General features: G+C 31.4%; 18 protein-coding genes. 5 read left to right on the plus strand and 13 right to left on the minus strand.

Annotation, left to right across the window (positions count from 1 at the left end):
* Positions 1-133 precede the first annotated feature (133 nt).
* Both AC28QF_RS10400 and AC28QF_RS10405 read left to right on the plus strand, forming a co-directional pair.
* Positions 134-634 (plus strand): Panacea domain-containing protein, encoded by a 501-nt coding sequence (locus AC28QF_RS10400; RefSeq protein WP_488201774.1) that lies wholly within the window; start codon positions 134-136, stop codon positions 632-634.
* Positions 627-950, plus strand: coding sequence for a hypothetical protein (locus tag AC28QF_RS10405; protein WP_488201773.1), 324 nt, complete (start codon positions 627-629; stop codon positions 948-950). Before AC28QF_RS10400 ends, AC28QF_RS10405 begins: the two co-directional genes overlap by 8 nt.
* A gap of 31 nt (positions 951-981) precedes the next feature.
* Here AC28QF_RS10405 and AC28QF_RS10410 read toward each other — a convergent pair whose 3' ends face one another.
* From AC28QF_RS10410 to trxA, 4 genes are all read right to left on the minus strand, one after another.
* Positions 982-1,743, minus strand: a complete 762-nt coding sequence (locus tag AC28QF_RS10410; protein WP_488201772.1) for an SMI1/KNR4 family protein — start codon at positions 1,741-1,743, stop codon at positions 982-984.
* A gap of 352 nt (positions 1,744-2,095) precedes the next feature.
* Positions 2,096-4,495, minus strand: coding sequence for a ribonucleoside-diphosphate reductase subunit alpha (locus AC28QF_RS10415; RefSeq protein WP_488201771.1), 2,400 nt, complete (start codon positions 4,493-4,495; stop codon positions 2,096-2,098).
* 178 nt (positions 4,496-4,673) lie between these two features.
* Positions 4,674-5,645: a ribonucleotide-diphosphate reductase subunit beta gene (locus AC28QF_RS10420; RefSeq protein WP_488201770.1), complete on the minus strand. Its 972-nt coding sequence runs from the start codon at positions 5,643-5,645 to the stop codon at positions 4,674-4,676.
* A 294-nt stretch (positions 5,646-5,939) separates the two neighbouring features.
* Positions 5,940-6,299 carry a thioredoxin gene (gene trxA, locus AC28QF_RS10425; RefSeq protein ID WP_488201769.1) on the minus strand — a complete coding sequence of 120 codons (360 nt, stop codon included), beginning with the start codon at positions 6,297-6,299 and terminating at the stop codon, positions 5,940-5,942.
* A 164-nt stretch (positions 6,300-6,463) separates the two neighbouring features.
* Here trxA and AC28QF_RS10430 point away from each other — a divergent pair, with 164 nt between their 5' ends.
* The 3 genes from AC28QF_RS10430 to AC28QF_RS10440 all read left to right on the plus strand — a co-directional run bounded on the left by AC28QF_RS10430 (position 6,464) and on the right by AC28QF_RS10440 (position 12,001).
* The gene (locus AC28QF_RS10430; RefSeq protein ID WP_488201768.1) at positions 6,464-8,620 is read left to right on the plus strand and encodes a prolyl oligopeptidase family serine peptidase; all 2,157 of its coding nucleotides are present in this window, start codon (positions 6,464-6,466) and stop codon (positions 8,618-8,620) included.
* 60 nt (positions 8,621-8,680) lie between these two features.
* Positions 8,681-10,807 (plus strand): M13 family metallopeptidase, encoded by a 2,127-nt coding sequence (locus tag AC28QF_RS10435; protein ID WP_488201767.1) that lies wholly within the window; start codon positions 8,681-8,683, stop codon positions 10,805-10,807.
* 261 nt (positions 10,808-11,068) lie between these two features.
* Positions 11,069-12,001 carry an ABC transporter ATP-binding protein gene (locus AC28QF_RS10440; RefSeq protein ID WP_488201766.1) on the plus strand — a complete coding sequence of 311 codons (933 nt, stop codon included), beginning with the start codon at positions 11,069-11,071 and terminating at the stop codon, positions 11,999-12,001.
* Positions 12,002-12,188: 187 nt separating this feature from the next.
* Here AC28QF_RS10440 and AC28QF_RS10445 read toward each other — a convergent pair whose 3' ends face one another.
* Genes AC28QF_RS10445 through AC28QF_RS10485 form a run of 9 tightly spaced genes read right to left on the minus strand, consistent with a single transcriptional unit; the run spans position 12,189 to position 19,212 of the window.
* On the minus strand, positions 12,189-12,638 hold the full coding sequence (locus AC28QF_RS10445; RefSeq protein ID WP_488201765.1) for a 3-oxoacyl-ACP synthase: 450 nt from the start codon (positions 12,636-12,638) through the stop codon (positions 12,189-12,191).
* Positions 12,628-13,200 carry a 4'-phosphopantetheinyl transferase family protein gene (locus AC28QF_RS10450; RefSeq protein ID WP_488201764.1) on the minus strand — a complete coding sequence of 191 codons (573 nt, stop codon included), beginning with the start codon at positions 13,198-13,200 and terminating at the stop codon, positions 12,628-12,630. Before AC28QF_RS10450 ends, AC28QF_RS10445 begins: the two co-directional genes overlap by 11 nt.
* Positions 13,193-13,444 carry an acyl carrier protein gene (locus AC28QF_RS10455; protein ID WP_488201763.1) on the minus strand — a complete coding sequence of 84 codons (252 nt, stop codon included), beginning with the start codon at positions 13,442-13,444 and terminating at the stop codon, positions 13,193-13,195. Before AC28QF_RS10455 ends, AC28QF_RS10450 begins: the two co-directional genes overlap by 8 nt.
* A 1-nt stretch (position 13,445) precedes the next feature.
* Positions 13,446-14,720: a beta-ketoacyl-[acyl-carrier-protein] synthase family protein gene (locus AC28QF_RS10460; RefSeq protein WP_488201762.1), complete on the minus strand. Its 1,275-nt coding sequence runs from the start codon at positions 14,718-14,720 to the stop codon at positions 13,446-13,448.
* Between the two features lies 1 nt (position 14,721).
* Positions 14,722-15,165, minus strand: a complete 444-nt coding sequence (locus AC28QF_RS10465; RefSeq protein ID WP_488201761.1) for a 3-hydroxyacyl-ACP dehydratase FabZ family protein — start codon at positions 15,163-15,165, stop codon at positions 14,722-14,724.
* Positions 15,166-15,175: 10 nt separating this feature from the next.
* On the minus strand, positions 15,176-16,228 hold the full coding sequence (locus tag AC28QF_RS10470; RefSeq protein ID WP_488201760.1) for a type III polyketide synthase: 1,053 nt from the start codon (positions 16,226-16,228) through the stop codon (positions 15,176-15,178).
* Entirely contained in the window at positions 16,229-16,939 is a 711-nt protein-coding gene (locus AC28QF_RS10475; protein WP_488201759.1) for a methyltransferase domain-containing protein, read from the minus strand.
* Positions 16,936-18,102: an NAD(P)/FAD-dependent oxidoreductase gene (locus AC28QF_RS10480; protein WP_488201758.1), complete on the minus strand. Its 1,167-nt coding sequence runs from the start codon at positions 18,100-18,102 to the stop codon at positions 16,936-16,938. Before AC28QF_RS10480 ends, AC28QF_RS10475 begins: the two co-directional genes overlap by 4 nt.
* Positions 18,103-19,212, minus strand: a complete 1,110-nt coding sequence (locus AC28QF_RS10485; RefSeq protein WP_488201857.1) for an NAD(P)/FAD-dependent oxidoreductase — start codon at positions 19,210-19,212, stop codon at positions 18,103-18,105.
* Positions 19,213-19,312: the final 100 nt, after the last annotated feature.

Here is a 19,312-nt window from a genome sequence, read left to right on the forward strand (position 1 = left end):
ATTGATTTTTAAATAATTGACTTTAGCTTATATTGTAAAAAGAATTACTTAATAATTGTATTATTCTGTATTTTTGTGTATATTATTTCTTTATAAGAAAAAAGTGTTTATTTTTATTACAAATTAAATGATTATGGGAACAACCAGTTCTGTTGTTAATGAGTTTATAAAACTTGCAAAAAAAACGAATTACGAGCTTACCAACATGAAGTTGATAAAGTTAATGTACATATCGCAAGGGCTTTCTTTGTCTCTTTTAAACCGCCCATTGTTTGAGGATGACAATATTGAAGCCTGGAAGTTTGGTCCGGTAATACCTAGTGTATATCATGAATTTAAACACTTTAAATCGGGCCCTATCACTACAAATTCAGTAATGTTAGCTGATGATGATTGGCAAAAACTCTCTGAACCTACTTTAAAAAACAAAGAAGATAAAAAAATTGTGCTGCTAACATGGCAATTATATAGCGATATTTCAGCAAAAGATTTAGTAGATTTAACACATATGGCAGGAACACCTTGGAGCTTAACATACAAGTCGGGAAGCAATAGAGTTATTAACAACGATCTTATAAAAAGGTATTATGATAAATTTATTACGAACTTAGATAAACAACTAAAAAGTGCGTAATAAATTAGACGAACTACTAGAAGAATCTAAAAATCTTCATGTTGATACAAAAAAAATAGACAAAGACACCGCTTTAACAGAACAAGAGGTTTACGACAGGGTACAAGATAGATACGAACGAAAAAAGTACGCCTTTAGAACATTTTTGTTTTTATGCGGATTTGCAAGTATTATCTTACTAATAATTATAGCTTCTGGTTTTTCTAAAGTAACCAATTTTAATTTAAGCGACAGTGTTTTAATAGCGCTTATTACCTCGTCTTTAGCAACCATTGTTGGTATTTTTATATTGGTAATGCGATACCTATTTAAATAGGTAAGGATAAAAAAGTACTTACTATTATAAATTAGCCTAAGTCTAACTTATAATCTACATCTAACTCTCTAATAACTTCATTTCCTTCATTTGTTAGGATTTTTAACCATTCTGTAAAATTCTCAACCTTATAATGAAGTTTTTCATCGCTTAAACTATAATATGCCAAAGGCCATTCTCCGTCTTTTAGCGCTTCTGATGTTAACCAACACCATGCGCCACCGTTAGAGTCTTCTGTCATTAAACATAATAAAGTATTTACTCGCACTTTTTTCTCTCCTACTAATTCAATTTTTATATTTAAATTTTCTCTATAATCCGTAAACCATGAAAAACTTCTTACAGAATCTATATTTTGATTAAAAATCCAATCTCCTCCATCCCCAAAATGTTTTAAAAAAATTTTATACGACTCTGGTAAAATTAATTCTAATTCATCTTCTATATTTTTTATTTCTTGTACACTTAATTTTTTTTCAACCTCTTCATGTTGATCATATTTTTCTAATAATTTGAGTATAAAAGGTGAAATAGAATGTTTAAAATCAGAACTACTTTTAAATAAGTTGATTCTTTTCGCATCATTTCTTCTATCCCTCATTTTCTTTTGATTTTCTTCTGACTTCTTTTTATTGTTTTTCGCCAACAAAAAAGCTCCAAAAGAAACAACACCTAAAATTATATGAATCCAATTTTCAGTAATCATAAATATTTTATTTAAAAACACTAAAATAAAAAAAGAGAAGCCTTTCGACTCCTCTTTTAGAGATTTTACTCCTCTACCTTTATTCATATTTATACCGTGTTTGTATTGCCTTTTAATTGACAATATTAAGCAGTAACTTCATCATGCTACTAAATTTATTTTTAGAAACATTTAACTTGGTAGAAAGAATATCATTCTGTATTTTTGTAATACAAAACGGTGATGATTTTTTATTCTTTCCGTTTTAACATATTGGGCCTCAGAAACCAAATATTTAAAAAATCAAGAGCGATGCTTCAAGTGTCGCTTTTTTTTGTACTTTTTTTATTTTATATAAATCTGCTTATAAAATTCTTTAAAAAGAGAAGCCTAAAGACCTCTCTCTTATCAACTTTTAATTTAATTGTTTTCACCCTTCAAGATAAAAAAATCAAAATTTTTAAGATCCACACATTAAACAATCGTCATCTGGAGCTCCGTTTTTAGAAGCATCAACCATGGCTTTAAATTCTGTAGCACTCATTGGTTTTTCTTCTTCAACTACAGCATCTTTCTTTTCGATGTTTAAGGTGAATTGCTTTGCATTTACTGCCGATTTTGTACGTAAATAGTACATTCCTGTTTTTAAACCACTTTTCCAAGCATAAAAATGCATTGAAGTTAGTTTTGCATAATCAGGATCTTTCATAAATAAGTTTAGTGACTGAGATTGATCGATAAAATAACCTCTATGGCGTGCCATATCGATAATATCTTTCATACTCATTTCCCAAACTGTTTTGTATAAATCTTTTAAGTCTTGCGGAATAGTAGCAATATGTTGGATAGATCCGTTTGCACGCATAATATCTTCCTTCATATTATTATCCCATAAATTTAACTCTACTAAATCTTCTAATAAGTGCTTGTTTACTACAATAAACTCACCAGATAATACTCTACGAGTATAAATATTAGACGTATAAGGCTCGAAAGCTTCGTTGTTTCCTAAAATCTGAGAAGTAGATGCTGTTGGCATTGGTGCCACTAATAACGAGTTACGAACACCGTGCTTCATTACCTGCTTACGTAAAGCATTCCAATCCCAACGACCACTTAAATCGTCTTCTTTAATTCCCCACATATTGTGCTGAAATTCTCCTTGAGACATTGGCGAACCTTTAAATGTTGAATATGGTTCTTTTGCTTTTGCAATTTCCATTGATGAAGTTACAGAGGCAAAATATAAGGTTTCGAATATTTCTTGATTTAACTTCTTAGCTTCATCTGATGTAAACGGTAAACGCAACATGATAAACGCATCTGCCAATCCTTGAATACCTAATCCTACCGGACGGTGACGAACGTTAGAGTTTTCTGCTTCAATAACCGGATAATAGTTACGATCAATAACCGTATCTAGGTTTCTAATTACTTTTTTAGTTACTTTAAATAACTTTTTATGATCAAAAAACTTATTTCCGTTTTCATCTTCACCAACAAACATTGGTATTGCTATGGATGCTAAATTACATACTGCTACCTCATCTTTGGCAGTATATTCCATAATCTCAGTACATAAATTTGAAGAACGAATAGTTCCTAAATTCTTCTGATTAGATTTACGGTTAGCAGCATCTTTATACAACATGTACGGTGTACCTGTTTCAATTTGCGATTCTAAGATTTTCTCCCATAAATCACGTGCTTTTATAGTTTTTCTACCTTTACCAGCAGCTTCGTAACTTGTGTATAAACGCTCGAATTCTTCACCATAAGTGTCAAATAAATGCGGACATTCATGTGGGCACATCAGCGTCCAGTCTGCATCTTTTTGCACACGTTCCATAAATAAATCAGAAATCCACATTGCGTAAAATAAATCACGTGCTCTCATTTCTTCTTTACCATGATTTTTCTTTAAATCAAGAAAGTCATAAATATCAGCATGCCAAGGTTCTAAATACATAGCGAAAGAACCTTTACGTTTTCCTCCTCCTTGATCTACATAACGTGCTGTATCATTAAAAACTTTTAACATTGGCACAATACCGTTTGATGTACCATTGGTACCGGCAATATAACTTCCTGTTGCACGAATATTATGTAAAGACAAACCAATACCACCTGCAGATTGCGAAATCTTAGCAGTTTGTTTTAGTGTATCGTAAATACCTTCTATACTATCATCTTGCATTTGTAATAAAAAACAAGACGACATTTGTGGTTTTGGTGTACCTGCGTTGAATAATGTTGGCGTTGCATGGGTAAAATATTTTTTACTCATTAACTCGTATGTAGCGATTGCTTCGTCAATATCTTCTTTATGAATACCTATAGATACACGCATTAACATATGCTGCGGACGCTCTACAATATTACCGTTAAGCTTTAATAAATAAGAGCGTTCTAAGGTTTTAAATCCAAAATAATCGTAGTTAAAATCGCGACTATAAATAATAGTAGAATCTAATTTATCAGCATTTTTCATGATGATATCATACACATCATCTGCTAATAAAGGAGATTCTTTTTCTGTACGAGGATTTACATATTCGTACAAATCAACCATCGTTTCAGAAAACGACTTTTTAGTATTTTTATGTAAGTTAGATACCGCAATTCTTGCAGCTAATTTTGCATAATCAGGATGTGCAGTAGTTAATGTTGCTGCAACTTCAGCAGCTAAATTATCTAACTCTGATGTTGTTACACCATCATATAACCCTTCAATAACACGCATTGCAACTTTTACTGGATCAACAATTTTGTTTAATCCGTAACACATTTTTCTAACCCTCGCTGTGATCTTATCGAACATCACAAGCTCTCTTTTACCGTCTCTTTTTGCTACATACATATTATTACTATTGGTTTTAATTTGGCTACAAGAGCCACTCAAGTTTAAAACTATGAGTGATTCTTACATGTTAAAATATTTTTGTTTCTTTTTTGAAACTATATTCAACTAAAAACACATTGCTGTTTTTAGCTAAATTTTACCGCATGTAGGGGGTTAGCAGCAGTTTTGTTCTTTTTTAAAAATCAGCATCGAAACTAATGTCTCCTGTACCACCTGATGATACACCTGCTTTTTGATATTCTGAAACTCTTTTTTCAAAGAAATTTGTTTTTCCTTCTAATGAAATCATTTCCATAAAATCAAAAGGATTTGCTGTACTATACTCTTTATCACATCCGAATTCTAGTAATAATCTATCGGTTACATACTCTAAATACTGTGTCATTAATTTAGCATTCATACCAATTAAACTTACAGGTAAAGATTCTGTAATAAATTCTCTTTCAATGTTAAGTGCATCTAAAATAATTTCGCGAATACGGTCTTTAGGTACTTTATTTACCATGTGATGGTTGTGTAAATGAACTGCAAAGTCACAGTGCATTCCTTCATCACGAGAAATTAATTCGTTAGAAAATGCCAATCCTGGTAATAAACCTCTTTTCTTTAACCAAAAAATAGAACAAAAAGATCCTGAAAAGAAAATACCCTCAACCGCTGCAAAAGCAATTAATCGTTCTGCAAACGAATCAGAGTCTATCCATTTTAATGCCCAATCTGCTTTCTTTTTAATCGCTGGAAAAATTTCAATTGCCTTAAACAATTTATCTTTTTCTGCATCATTTTTTACATACGTATCTATTAATAGTGAATACGTTTCAGAATGCACGTTTTCCATCATTATTTGAAAACCATAAAAGAATTTTGCTTCAGAATATTGTACTTCGTTTACAAAGTTTTCTGCTAAGTTTTCATTTACAATTCCGTCTGAAGCTGCAAAAAAAGCTAAAACATGCTTAATAAAATAACGTTCATCGTCAGTTAATTTCGTTTCCCAGTCGATAACATCTACTGATAAATCGATTTCTTCGGCGGTCCAAAAACAAGCTTGTTGTTTTTTATACCATTCCCATAAATCGTCATGTTGAATTGGAAAAATTACAAATCTATCTTTGTTTTCTTGTAAAATTGGTTCGATGAAAGCCATTATATATTTGTGCTAAATTTTAATATTATTTTCTTTTCTAGAGGGGTTAACAAAGATTCAAAAAATTACTAAAAACGGAAAGCCTTACTTATTCACAAATCCCTTGAAGTTTTCAACAAATTGAAAAAAAAACAGAAAAGGGCGTCATTTCAACAAAAGCACAACTTATTTAAAAACAAGGATTTAAAATTAAAAAATAAGCTTGAGTAGTGATAATCACTGAGTTTCCTATTTTGGTTTTTTTGCATAAAAAAAGTGATGTTTTCACATCACTTTTTCAATTTATTTTTAGACTTATTTTTCTACCTTTAAAACATTTTTTATAATTTCTTCTATTTGTTTTTTTGGTAACGCTCCGTTTGCCATTTGAGGTTGTTCACCTGCTTTGCAAAATAACATTGAAGGAATACTACGAATTCCGAAAGCAGCAGATAATTCTTGTTCTGCTTCTGTATCAATTTTATAAATATCAATTTTACCTTCGTATTCTTTACTTAATTCTTCTAAAATCGGTGCCAAAGTTTTACATGGACCACACCAATCTGCATAAAAATCAATTAATGCTGGTTTGTCTCCTTCAAACTTCCACTCTTTATTCTCTTCAAAATTAAATACTTTTTTTAAAAAAGTTGCCTTTGTTAAATTTTCTGTCATGCTGTTTTTGTTAATTATTTACTTGAAAATTTTCAAGCTTAAAGGTAGTCGTTTTTATTTCTTAAAGATTACAAAGACATCATTTAGTGTTAAAAGCGTCTTAAAAAATAGGATTCTCATACTTTTTTCTACTAACTTTGAAAGAATTAACTAATTTTTAAACCATGAAAAAAATCCTTTTTTCGATTCTTTGTGCGAGTACTATTTTAGTGTCTTGCAAACAAGAAAACCAACCTAAAAACACAATTACTGTGAAGTATCCAGAAACTGCTAAAAAAGCTGTTATAGACACCTTATTCGGAACTGCTGTCACCGACAATTATCGTTGGTTAGAAGACGACAGAAGTACAGAAACTGAAAATTGGGTTAAAGCTGAGAATGAGGTAACCTTTGATTATTTAAGTAAAATACCATATCGCGAGCAGCTAAAAAATCGTTTATCTGAATTATGGAACTACGAAAAAATAGGTACTCCTTTTAAAGAAGGCGAATTCACCTACTTTTATAAAAACAACGGATTACAAAATCAGTATGTTTTATATAGAAAAGATAAAGATGGTAATGAGGAAGTTTTCTTAGATCCGAATACGTTCTCTGAAGATGCAACAACATCATTAGGTTCTGTTAGTTTTTCTAAAAATAGCGAAACAGTTGCCTATTCAATTTCTGAAGGTGGTAGCGATTGGCGTAAAATAATCGTTATGAATGCCAAGAGTAAAGAAATTATTGGTGATACTTTAATTGATGTAAAATTCTCTGGAATTTCTTGGTACAAAAATGAAGGGTTCTATTATTCTAGTTACGATAAGCCAAAAGGAAGTGAATTATCTGCTAAAACAGATCAACATAAATTATACTACCATAAATTAGGAACAGCTCAAAAAGATGATATCATTATTTTTGGAGCAACTCCTCAAGAAAAACATCGTTATGTTGGTGGTAGCGTTTCTGAAGACAACAATTACCTTGTAATTACAGCAAGCGTATCAACATCAGGAAATAAATTATTTTTTAAAGATCTTTCTAAGCCTGATAGTTCATTAATAACAATCTTAGATCATACGGATAGTGACACGTATCCGATAGATAATATTGGCTCTAAAATATATTTGGTAACCAATCTTAATGCACCTAATAAAAAAATAGTTACTGTAGATATTTCTAATCCCACTCCCGAAAATTGGAAAGATTTTATTCCTGAAACAAATAATGTTTTAAATGCATCAACAGGTGCCGGTTATTTCTTTGCAGAATATATGGTTGATGCGGTTTCTAAAGTAATACAATATGATTATGACGGAAAATTAATTCGTGAAGTAAAATTACCTGGCGTAGGATCTGCCGGTGGTTTTGGTGGAAAAGCAACTGCTAAAGAATTGTATTTTTCATTTACAAACTACAACACACCAAGTTCATCTTACAAATTCGATCCGAAAGAAGGAACATATGTTGTTTATTGGAAACCAGCAATTTCTTTTAATGGGGATGCTTATGAAAGCAAGCAAATATTTTACGCTTCGAAAGACGGAACAAAAGTTCCGATGATTATCACCTATAAAAAGGGATTAGAATTAAATGGTAAAAACCCAACTATTTTATACGGTTATGGTGGATTCAATGTTTCTTTAACACCTTCATTTAGTATTGCAAACGCTGTTTGGATGGAACAAGGCGGAGTATATGCAGTACCTAATTTACGTGGTGGTGGAGAATATGGTAAAAAATGGCACGATGCTGGAACACAATTAAAAAAACAAAATGTATTTGATGATTTTATTGCTGCAGCCGAATATTTAATCAACCAAAAATATACATCGTCAGATTTTCTTGCTGTTCGCGGTGGATCTAATGGTGGCTTATTAGTCGGAGCAACAATGACACAACGACCAGATTTAATGAAAGTAGCATTGCCTGCAGTTGGTGTTTTAGATATGTTACGTTATCATACATTTACTGCAGGAGCAGGTTGGGCGTACGATTACGGAACCGCAGAGCAAAGCAAAGAGATGTTCGATTATTTAAAAGGATATTCTCCTGTACACAATGTTAAAAACGTAGCGTATCCAGCAACAATGGTAACTACTGGCGATCATGATGATCGTGTGGTACCAGCGCATAGTTTTAAGTTTGCTGCCGAGTTACAAGACAAACAGCAAGGAGAAAATCCGGTATTAATTCGTATCGAAACAAATGCTGGTCATGGTGCCGGAACACCGGTTGCAAAAACAATAGAACAGTATGCTGATATTTTCGGATTTACATTATTTAATATGGGATTTGATCAGCTACCAAATCCTCCAAAATCTAAAATTAAGAGTTAAAATTTGTAACAGATAAAAAATTACAAATACTAATACATAAATCAATCTAAATTAAACACAATGAAAACCATTCACAAAATGCTGTTTACTACTGCGGTCGCTTCCATAGCAATTGCTTCGTGTAAAACAGAAAGTAAACCTGAAGAGAAAAAATCTCAGGGAATTATTATTGAAAACATGGATACTTCTGTTAAACCAACAGATGATTTCTTTAGATATGTAAACGGAACTTGGATGGATAAAACCGAGATTCCTGCCGATAGAACTTCTTGGGGTGGTTTTGGTGAATTACGTAAAAAAACGGATGCTGATGTATTGGTTATTTTAAATGACGCAATTAAAGAAAGAGATTTTCCGAAGGTAAAAGATGCTGAAGGAAATGAAATAGATTCTGATCAAGAAAAAGCAGTAAACTATTACGAAACTATAATGGATACTGTTGCTAGAAACAAGCAAGGTACCGAGCCAATTAAGCCTTTTTTAGCTAAAATTGAAGAAATTAAAACTAAAAAAGATGTAGAAAACTACATTACAAACATGGCTCCTTATGGTGGTGGTGGTTTTTATGGTTTTGGAGTTTATAACGATTTAAAAAATAGTAGCCAATACGCAGGTTATATGGGCGCTGGTGGTTTAGGTTTATCTCGTGATTATTATATGGATGCTAAAGTTGCCGACAAATTAGCTAAATATCAAGAGTTTGTTGCTAAATCATTAATGACTTTTGGTGATGATGAAGCTACTGCTAAAAAGAATGCAGCTACTATTGTTGCTTTCGAAAAAAGCTTAGCTGAACCAATGATGACCAAAGAAGAACGTAGAGATACACGTAAAATGTATAACCCTATGACAGTTGCTGAATTAACTGAATTAGCTCCTGCAATTGATTGGGTTGCTCATTTAAAAGGAATTGGTGTTAACATTGTTGATAAAGAAAACGGTGATTTAAAAGGAGTTCCTGCTGGTAGTATTGATAAAATAATTGTTACCGATCTTGGATACTTTAAAGCATTAAGCGGAATTTTAGATGCTCGTTCTGTAGAGGATATTAAATTATTATTCCGTTGGAATACAATTAACAATTCACTTGGTTTATTATCTACGGATTTAGAAACTGCTAATTGGGAGTTTTATAGCAAAGAAATGCGCGGTGCAAAGCAACAACGCCCAAGAAACGAACGTGCTTTAGGAAACTTAAACGGTGCCGTTGGTGAAGCTTTAGGTAAGTTATATGTTGATAAAATGTTTCCACCAGAAGCAAAAGCAAAAGCAGAAGAAATGATCGACAATGTAATGTTAGGTTTCGAAAAGCGTATTGCTGGTTTAGAATGGATGAGCGAAGAAACTAAAACAAAAGCATTAGAAAAATTACACAAATTAACGGTTAAAATTGCCTATCCTGATGTTTGGAAAGACTATTCTGAATTACAAGTAAAAGGATTAGAAAATGGTGGTTCTTATTTCGAAAACGCTAAAAACGTTACGAAGTGGAACTATAACAAAAACATGGAAAAATTAGGAAAAGCAGTAGACAGAACAGAATGGGGAATGGCTCCTCAAACTGTAAATGCTTACTTTAATCCTGTAAACAACGAAATCGTTTTTCCAGCTGCAATTTTACAACCTCCTTTTTATGATTATAAAGCCGATGAAGCTGTAAATTATGGTGGTATCGGAGCTGTTATTGGTCATGAAATTTCTCATAGTTTCGATGATTCTGGTGCTCGTTTTGACGGTGACGGAAACCTTAAAAACTGGTGGACAGACACTGATTCTGAAAAGTTTGCTGTAATTGGTAAGCAATTAGTAAAACAATACAGCGACATTATTGCAATCGATAGCATGCACCTAAACGGTGAATTTACTTTAGGTGAAAATATTGGTGATTTAGGTGGTGTACAAGCTGCTTACGAAGGTTTACAAATTTTCTTAGAAAAAAACGGAAAGCCTGCTGATATTGATGGTTATACTGCAAACCAACGTTTTTTCCTTTCTTGGGGAACTATCTGGAGAACAAAAATGCGTGATGAAGCTTTAAAGAACTTAATCATGACAAACACACACGCTCCTGGTCAATACAGAGCGTATATGCCACTTAAAAACGTTGATGCTTTCTATGAAGCTTTTGATGTTAAAGAAGGTGATAAAATGTATTTAAAACCAGAAGAAAGAGTTAGAATCTGGTAAGGTCGCAGACCTTTTTAGTATGATTCTCTTTATGAAAATCGCAACATAAAATGATAAAACCGGTACAGTAATGTATCGGTTTTTTTATTTCTGTCACTTCGAGTGATTTTTGAGGCACGAAAAAATTGTATCGAGAAGTTGGGCGTTACCGTAAACGGTCGCGCTTTTACTACTCGCTTTTTTTTCATTCTTCAAAAAAGAGCTCAAACAAACCGTTCAATCGCTAACGCAAAAAACAATAGAAACTCTATTTTTGCAAGTATGCTACAAGTAAACAACATTTCGTTTTCTTATACCAAAGAAAAAGCAACACTTACAAATATCAATTTCTCTTTACAAAAAGGAGAACATATAAGTGTGATGGGAAAAAGTGGTTGCGGAAAATCAACTTTATTAAAAGCCATTTACGGCTTGTTAGATCTTGACAAAGGAAACATCTATTGGAATGATTTTCAAATCTTAGGGCCTGCGCATTATTTAGTACCAGGTATCGATATTTTTAAATACGTAGCGCAAGACTTCGATTTAATGCCTTATACTTCCGTTAGTGAGAATATTAAAAAATTTCTATCTCGTTTTTATCCCGAAGAAGCGCAACAAAGAACAAATGAGTTATTAGAAGTAATAGAAATGACAGAGTTTGCCCATATAAAGGTTAAAAACTTAAGCGGTGGACAACAACAACGCGTAGCAATTGCACGTGCCTTAGCTAAAGAGCCTGAATTATTGTTACTAGATGAACCTTTCGGACAAATAGATAATTTTAAAAAGAATTCGCTTAGTAGAAACTTATTTACCTACTTAAAGAAAAAAAATATTACTTGTATTGTAGCCACTCACGATGGTAGTGATGCTCTTTCGTTTGCTGATAAAATGATCGTTATTAAGGACCATCAAATAATTGCGAATGACATACCAATGAACTTATATAAAAACCCTAAGTTAAAATATGTTGCCGCTTTATTTGATGATGTAAATGAAGTTCTTATCAATAATAAAAAAGTATTATTATATCCACATCAAATAAAAATTATTAAAAAATCGGAACTTAAAGCTACAGTTATAAAGACTTATTTTAAAGGTAATTGTTGGCTTATTGAAGCTGAATATAACCAGCAAACTATTTTTTTTAACCATTCAAAATCTATTGAAATAAAAAAAGCAGTTTCATTAGAATTTAATGAAACTGCTTAAACCAATAATAACTATCTCTTAATTAATTATTACTCAACTATCTTAATATGATTCTAATTTTTATTTAAAAAATACACTCTCATCTAAAAAAGATAAAAGTGTATTGTAAATACTTCTTTTTCTATGAAGGGTTAGCAACCTTTCCTATATTAAAAACAAATAAGTTTTGTTTTACCCTACTTTGTTTTTAAAAAATTTCTTCTATTTTTTGCTCAACGTTATTAAATATAAAAATATCTCCTGTTTTTTTACCTAATAATAAGCTTCCTATCGGAGAAGAAACTGAAATAGCAAAATAAGTTTTGTCTTTAATTATAAGCTGTCCCGAGCTAATACTTAAAAAAAAGCATGCCCTATTTGTTTTTACCACACTTCCTAAATGTGCAATTTCAGAAACTTTTTCAATATTAATTTTAAACAGCGTTTCTTTCATTTTTATAATTCCATTAAGTTGTTGGCTCGCTTTTTCCATCTCTAATTGTAACATTGCTCTACCAGTTTCATGCTTGTCTCCTGCCGAACTTTTAGTTTCAGATTGTAACGCATTTTGGTTGGACGAAATTATTTCTTCTACTGTTTGTAAACGTTTGTTTACAAACGCTTCACATTGTTTAAAAAGTGCTGTTTTAATATTCATTTTCTAAGGTAAATACATATGCTTCGTAATTTCCGTGATGAGAAATTGAACATGAATTAGTAAGTCGTTTTTCTTTATAATAATACAAAGGAGCGCCAACAATTGTTTTTCTATTTTCTATCTCTTTAAACAAAAATGCTGTTTTCTTTTCAAGTGTTTTTCTAATCTCTGTATTTACTGTGTTTGGTAAACAAATAGCTGATGTAATTTCACCGCCATTCTTTACTTCATCAGCAATTGTGTGAATGTAAAAAGTGTTTAAAAAAGTAGTAGTGTAAAATTTTATGTCTTCAAAAACAACAACACCTTTTTCTTTTGAAATTAATGTACATTGGAATTTTTTGGGAGCAAAAAAACGTTTTTTAATTTTTTGTGTATAGCATTTATAGGCGGCTTCTTTCATACTCCAAAACACCCAAACTTTTAAAAACGGATTTTCAGAAGCTAAAATCTCACCTTGTTCTTTTTGGGTAAATTGCTTCTCTAAAAAACCTTCTCGTTGCCAGTTACTTTGAATTTTAGCTAAGCCTAAATCAACAATATCATTGCCAATATTACGCATTCATTTTTGTTTGAATAATTGCAACGGTTTCTTTTACAGAAAGCATTTTTTCCATAGAATCATTATCTATCTCTATCTTAAACTCATCTTCTACATCTAAAATAATATCTACTAAATTTGCCGAATTTATTTCTAAATCGTTAATAAAATCGGTATTTTCATTGATGTTCTTAAAACCTTCTTCATTTTGAACATAAGGCTTTACAATGGTTGTTAACTTTACTATAATTTCTTCTTTTGTCATTTTATTTTGAATATTTTTTAAAGATAACACAAGCGTTTACATCACCAAAGCCAAAACTTGCTTTTGCGAGTATATTTATATCTTTATATATAATTTTTGCTGGTATTTTTTCTTTAGAAATAAGTGCTGAAATTTCTGGATGTACATCTTCGCAATTAATATTAGGAAACACAAATTGTTCCTTAATTTGCAGAACAGCTGCTACAATTTCTATTGCGCCAGAAGCCGCTAAACAATGACCAACCATCGATTTTAAAGAATTTATGTAAGGAAAATCAGCCCCTTTTCTTTGTAAAGCTTTGCTCCAGTTTTCTATTTCTAAACTATCTTTTGATGTTGCTGTTAAATGGCCATTTATAACATCAATTTTATCAGATGTTATATTTGAATCTAACAAAGCATCCGTAATACATTTCTGAACGGCTTCGGCATTTGGGGCTGTTAAAGTTCCGCCATTTCGTTGTCCGCCAGAATTTATATTCCCGCCTAAAACTTCTGCATAAATGGTTGCGTTTCTCGCTAAAGCACTTTCTAAAGATTCTAAAACTAAGGCTCCTGCTCCACTTCCTGGCACAAAACCTGCTGCAGTTTCACTCATTGGTCTCGAACCTTTTTCTGGCGTTTCATTGTGCTTGTAAGACATTACTCGCATTGCATCAAATCCGCCCCAAGTATACAAACTACTATCACTTGAACTACCAACCAACATTCGTTTTGCTTTTCCGTTTTTAATGCGCTCAAAACCCAATAACAAAGCCTCTGTACCTGTTGTACATGCCGACGAATTTGTAGTAACTTGGTTACCTAAACCTAAAATTCCGCCTAAATATGCAGAAATTCCACTTGCCATTGTTTGTACCACAGAAGTACTTCCTAATCGTCTTACTTTCTGATCATCAATTTTATAGATTGCTTCTCTAAATTTTTCAATTCCCGAGGTTCCTGTACCGAAAATTAAACCAGTATCATAATCTAAATTTGAGTTTTCATCCACAGAAAAACCAGCATCTTTCCATGCATCAATTCCTGCCATACATCCATATAAAATAGAAGTACTATTAAAGCCGCGTAATTGCAAAGCCGTTAAATATGTTGCTTTTTTTTCTTCAGAAACAGTAGGAATTCCGCCAATACAACAAGAAAAACCTTTGTCTTTTAAATGTTGATGAAATATAATTCCAGATTTCCCTGTTTTTATTGCGCTCGAGAATTCTTGCAAACCAACTCCATTGGGTGCAACGACTCCTAAACCTGTAATTACAACTCTATTTTTCATGTTATTTTACGATTATCATTCCCGAAATAGTTCCTCTACAAACCAATTCATTTTTCTCATTTATCATTTTTACAGCGCATTTTAGTTTGTTGAATCTAAAATATTGTTTCTCGGAAATTACGGTTACTTTTTCGTTTGGTAACACTGGTAAATAAAAATCAATCTGATTAGAAGTTAATGCTATTTGTGGATTTTTATCTGTTGTTAAAATTTCATCTTTTAACAAATAAATCCCCAAACAAACAACCCCAATTTGCGCCATTGTTTCTGTTAAGATAACACCTGGAGTAATCGGATTTTCTTTAAAATGACCTTCATAAAAAAATGCATCATCTTTAAATGTATAATTTCCAGTAACTCCATTTTCCGAAACTTCCGTAAGAGTATCAACAAATAAAAAAGGTGTTGTATATGGTAATTTTTTTATGATTTCTGTAGGATCCATTTTATAATTTTTACCATTCTAATAAAATTCTTTGTGCCGAAAAACCCGGACCAAAACTTAACATTAAACCTCTTTCTCCTTTTGCTGGGTTCCTGTCCATAAAACGCTCTAAAACATACAAAACTGTTGCGCTAGACATATTACCATACAAACGTAACACCTCTTTAGTATCGTCTATATTTTTCCCTAAAACTCCAAATAAACCCTCTACTGTTTGTACAATTTTTTTTCCTCCTGGATGAAAAATTAAATGGTTTACATCTTCAATCGTTAAATTATTCCTTTCTAAAAACGGATGAATTATTGCAGGAAAATGATCTGAAATTTTCTTCGGAACTTCCTTGTCTAAAATCATTTGTAAACCTGTATTTACCAAATTAAAACCCATCATTTGAGTAGCATCATAAAAATGATACATAGCTTCGTCTATAATTTTTGGCCCTTTATCCTCATCATAAGAAGACAAAATAACTGCCGAAGCTCCATCACCAAAAATAGCAGCACTTACAATATTCGTCATCGAATAATCATCTAACTGAAAAGTTGCTGTAGGCGCCTCAACAGCAATTACAGCTGCTCTTTTATTAGGGTTTGCCTTTAAAAAATTCTTAGCATATATAATACCCGAAACTCCCGCTGCACAACCCATTTCTGTAACTGGCAAACGCACAATATCTTGTTTCATTTGCAGTGAATTAATTAAATAAGCATCCAAAGACGGAATCATAATTCCTGTGCAACTTACTGTAATTATATAATCTATATCTGTTGCTTTTAAATTTGCTTTTTGCAATGATTTTTTAAGTGATTGCTCGGCTAATTTTACTACTTCTCTTGCGTAAATAGCATTTTTTTCTTCGAAAGAAGTTGCTATAAAAACTTCTTCGGGATTCATGATTGAATACCGTTTATCTACTGCTGCTCCTTCGAAAAGTTTAATTACTTTTCGCTGAAAACGTGTATCCTGATTCTGCATCCACGTTTTTACAAACGGAATAATATCTTTCGTTTCTCTATAATATTGTGGCAATTGTTTTGCTACAGATGTTATTTTTACTGCCATTTATTTTTGTATTATCCATTGAAAACGGAATGCCCATTTCCAAGAAATTTGCGGTTTTACATTTATTTTTTCTGAGATTCTAACCAAATCTTTTCGTTTGAAACCTCTTAAAACAGAAATTAATCCGTCGTTGATAATCATTTTATTTTTGATAAAAACTGATAATAGTAAAAACAAATAATACGCTAATTTATGACGATGTAAATCGTTTACAATTATTGCTTTTTTAGTGCGTTTTAAGGTATCTGATAAGAAAGAAACCAATTGCGATTCTTTAAAATGATGCAAAAACAAGGTTGCCAAAACAATATCGAATTCTCTATTTTTAAAATCATCAGAAAAAATATCTTCAGTTTTAAAAACCAACTCTGGATATTCTGTCGACAATTCATTCGCATATGTTATTGCGGTAACATTTGCATCTACACCAATCAATTTCATTTTGTAGCCATTTTTTCTTCCGAATTTGGCTATATCACGTAAAATATCTCCATGTCCACAACCAATATCAGCGATAACGATTTCTACATTTTTAGGATGATTTTTTAATACTTTTTTTAATGCATTAACCGTTACCAAGTTTCCGCCTAGCCAACGATTTATATTTTCTAATTTATCTAAAACATCGCGCAATAAATCGCCACCTATAGAAAAATCATCCATCATCTCTTCTTGATCTGTTCTGTATTTTGTGCTGATAAAAAAACTCATTCTATTTTTATTGGTTTACCGTGTGTTTGCTTAATTATTATGGGTACTAAAAAAGGTAACTTCTTTAAAGTTTTAAGTAAAATTTCTGCAATCTTATCTTTTCTAAATAACCATGCTATAAAATGACCTGTTTTTAAGCGCATTTTAAAGTTTTTATTCCATTCTCTAATGTATTGTTTTTCAAGATCATTTCTTGACGAAAGTTTACCGTTTAAGTAATTTAGAGTGAGTTTAGATGCAATTTGTGCACTCTGAATTGCCATACTCATACCATTACCGCATAATGGGTGAATCATTCCCGCAGAATCGCCACACATAATAAGGTGATTTTCTATTGGTTTTTTGGTTTCAAATGAAACCTGACTAATCGTTAATGGTTTTTCAAAAATTGGTGTTGTTGTTTTAAAGATATCTTTTAAATATTGATTTTTAAAAACAACTTGTTCTTGAAAATCTTCTATACTTTTATATTTTTTAAAAGATGAAAAACTGGTGATATAACACAAATTAATTACATTATTTTCTACTTTAGATACCCCACAGTAACCGCCTTTAAAATTATGAAGTGCTACTAAATTTTGTTCAAAACTCCCTTTTACATGAATTTTAACACCTAAATAAGGTGATTTTTTTTGAATAAAATCACGCTCCATTTTTACATCTAATAAAGATCTTTTTCCAAAGGCACCAATAGCAATTTTTGAGGTAACCATTTTATTTTCTTTTGTTGCTACCTGAAAAATATCTTCAGAAAAATTGACATTTAGTGCTTGATCTTGTAAAATTATAACGCCGTTGTCTTTGGCTTTTTCTGATAAAATAAAATCGAATTGATAACGTGAAATTCCGAATCCTCCTAAAGGTAATTTAGCCGAAATAACTTTATTATTTGTTGTTGATAGCTTAAAATCTGTAATATGAACAGCACCAAAATCAAACGGATTTACACCTAAAAACTTTAAATACGGCAAAACTTCGTTAGAAATATATTCGCCACAAACTTTATGCTTTGGATAGCTATTTTTTTCAATCAATAAAACTTTTTTACCAAATTTAGATAAATGTATGGCATTGCATAAACCCGCTAAACCTCCGCCAATAATAATTACATCTGCAGTTACGTTACTTTTTTTGTGATTAAAATTGTCGTTATTTTTTTTCATTTATTTTATTAATTCTGCCAATTCTTTTCCAACCAAACTACCAATAGCAATTCCCATACCGCCTAAACGAACTCCACAAAAAACATTATTTGATAGCTGTTTTACAATTGCTTTTTTCTGATTTCCAACGCCCATAATTCCGCTCCATCGATGTTCAATTTCGAAATTAGTACTGGGTAAAATGGTTGTTTTTAAAATTTCTTCTAATTTATTTTGAATAAGAGCTGTTTCTCCAAACTCAGCAGTTTCTTCCGCTTTAAAATCAAGATTTCTTCCGCCGCCAAACAGAATTCTATCATCAATATTTCTGAAATAGTAATAACCTTTATCTAAATGAAAAGTTCCTTTAATATGAAGATTTTTTATAGGTTTTGTAATTAATACTTGTGCTCTTGCCGGTTGTACGTTTTCATTGAGTAATTGGTTTGCAAATCCGTTTGTGGCAATTAATAATTTATTGGTGGAAAAGCTAATTTGATTGGTTTGTATAGCTACTTTATTCCCAATTTCTTCAAAATTTTTAACGGTAATATTATTTAAAATTTTTATATCACTTTGCTGAATTACTTGAAGTAGCTTCGCTACCATTTTACCAGTATCAATTTGTCCTTCAAACTGATTGTTTATATAATTTTCATGAACATTCTTAAACTCAAAAAAATTGTTATCAACCTTAAAAACATCCGAAAAAAAAAGTGGTTTTAATAATTGGTTAATCTTACTTTTTTCAGCCAAGCACTCTTCATAAAAATGGGAATCATTAAATAGCTCATAACCTTTATTTTGCTGAAAATCGATCGCAGCATCACCCAAAGTTTTTCGTAATAATTGTAAACCTTTCCATCTTTTTTCTACCAAATTAAAAACCTCTTCTTCACTGTGTGTTTTTAAATCATCAATCAATTCCGATAAACTACCAAAACACGCAAAACCGGCATTTTTAGTACTTGCTCCTTGTGGCAACATGCCTTTTTCTAAAATTATTATTTTAGCTTTCGGATGTGCTTTTTTTAATGTCAATGCACAATTTAAACCTACAATTCCGCTACCAACAATGGTAAAATCTACATTTGTAAACCATTCTTTTAATTCCCAATAACTGTAATTCAACATCTTAATATCTATATATATTTGTACCTTGGCACACTACTTGAATATTTAAATTTAAACAATAAAAAGTAATATTATGAAGTTATTCGGAATCTTAATT

This window comes from Tenacibaculum sp. M1.3A (assembly GCF_057732375.1).

Coding starts and splice junctions, on each gene's coding strand:
- AC28QF_RS10460 (WP_488201762.1), bottom strand. CDS start 14,720: ATGAAAAATAGAGTTGTAATTACAGGTTTAGGAGTCGTTGCACCCAAT.
- AC28QF_RS10470 (WP_488201760.1), bottom strand. CDS start 16,228: ATGGCAGTAAAAATAACATCTGTAGCAAAACAATTGCCACAATATTAT.
- AC28QF_RS10475 (WP_488201759.1), bottom strand. CDS start 16,939: ATGAGTTTTTTTATCAGCACAAAATACAGAACAGATCAAGAAGAGATG.
- AC28QF_RS10480 (WP_488201758.1), bottom strand. CDS start 18,102: ATGAAAAAAAATAACGACAATTTTAATCACAAAAAAAGTAACGTAACT.
- AC28QF_RS10400 (WP_488201774.1), top strand. CDS start 134: ATGGGAACAACCAGTTCTGTTGTTAATGAGTTTATAAAACTTGCAAAA.
- AC28QF_RS10455 (WP_488201763.1), bottom strand. CDS start 13,444: ATGACAAAAGAAGAAATTATAGTAAAGTTAACAACCATTGTAAAGCCT.
- AC28QF_RS10430 (WP_488201768.1), top strand. CDS start 6,464: ATGAAAAAAATCCTTTTTTCGATTCTTTGTGCGAGTACTATTTTAGTG.
- AC28QF_RS10445 (WP_488201765.1), bottom strand. CDS start 12,638: ATGAATATTAAAACAGCACTTTTTAAACAATGTGAAGCGTTTGTAAAC.
- trxA (WP_488201769.1), bottom strand. CDS start 6,299: ATGACAGAAAATTTAACAAAGGCAACTTTTTTAAAAAAAGTATTTAAT.
- AC28QF_RS10465 (WP_488201761.1), bottom strand. CDS start 15,165: ATGGATCCTACAGAAATCATAAAAAAATTACCATATACAACACCTTTT.
- AC28QF_RS10420 (WP_488201770.1), bottom strand. CDS start 5,645: ATGGCTTTCATCGAACCAATTTTACAAGAAAACAAAGATAGATTTGTA.
- AC28QF_RS10415 (WP_488201771.1), bottom strand. CDS start 4,495: ATGTATGTAGCAAAAAGAGACGGTAAAAGAGAGCTTGTGATGTTCGAT.
- AC28QF_RS10440 (WP_488201766.1), top strand. CDS start 11,069: ATGCTACAAGTAAACAACATTTCGTTTTCTTATACCAAAGAAAAAGCA.
- AC28QF_RS10410 (WP_488201772.1), bottom strand. CDS start 1,743: ATGAATAAAGGTAGAGGAGTAAAATCTCTAAAAGAGGAGTCGAAAGGC.
- AC28QF_RS10435 (WP_488201767.1), top strand. CDS start 8,681: ATGAAAACCATTCACAAAATGCTGTTTACTACTGCGGTCGCTTCCATA.
- AC28QF_RS10450 (WP_488201764.1), bottom strand. CDS start 13,200: ATGCGTAATATTGGCAATGATATTGTTGATTTAGGCTTAGCTAAAATT.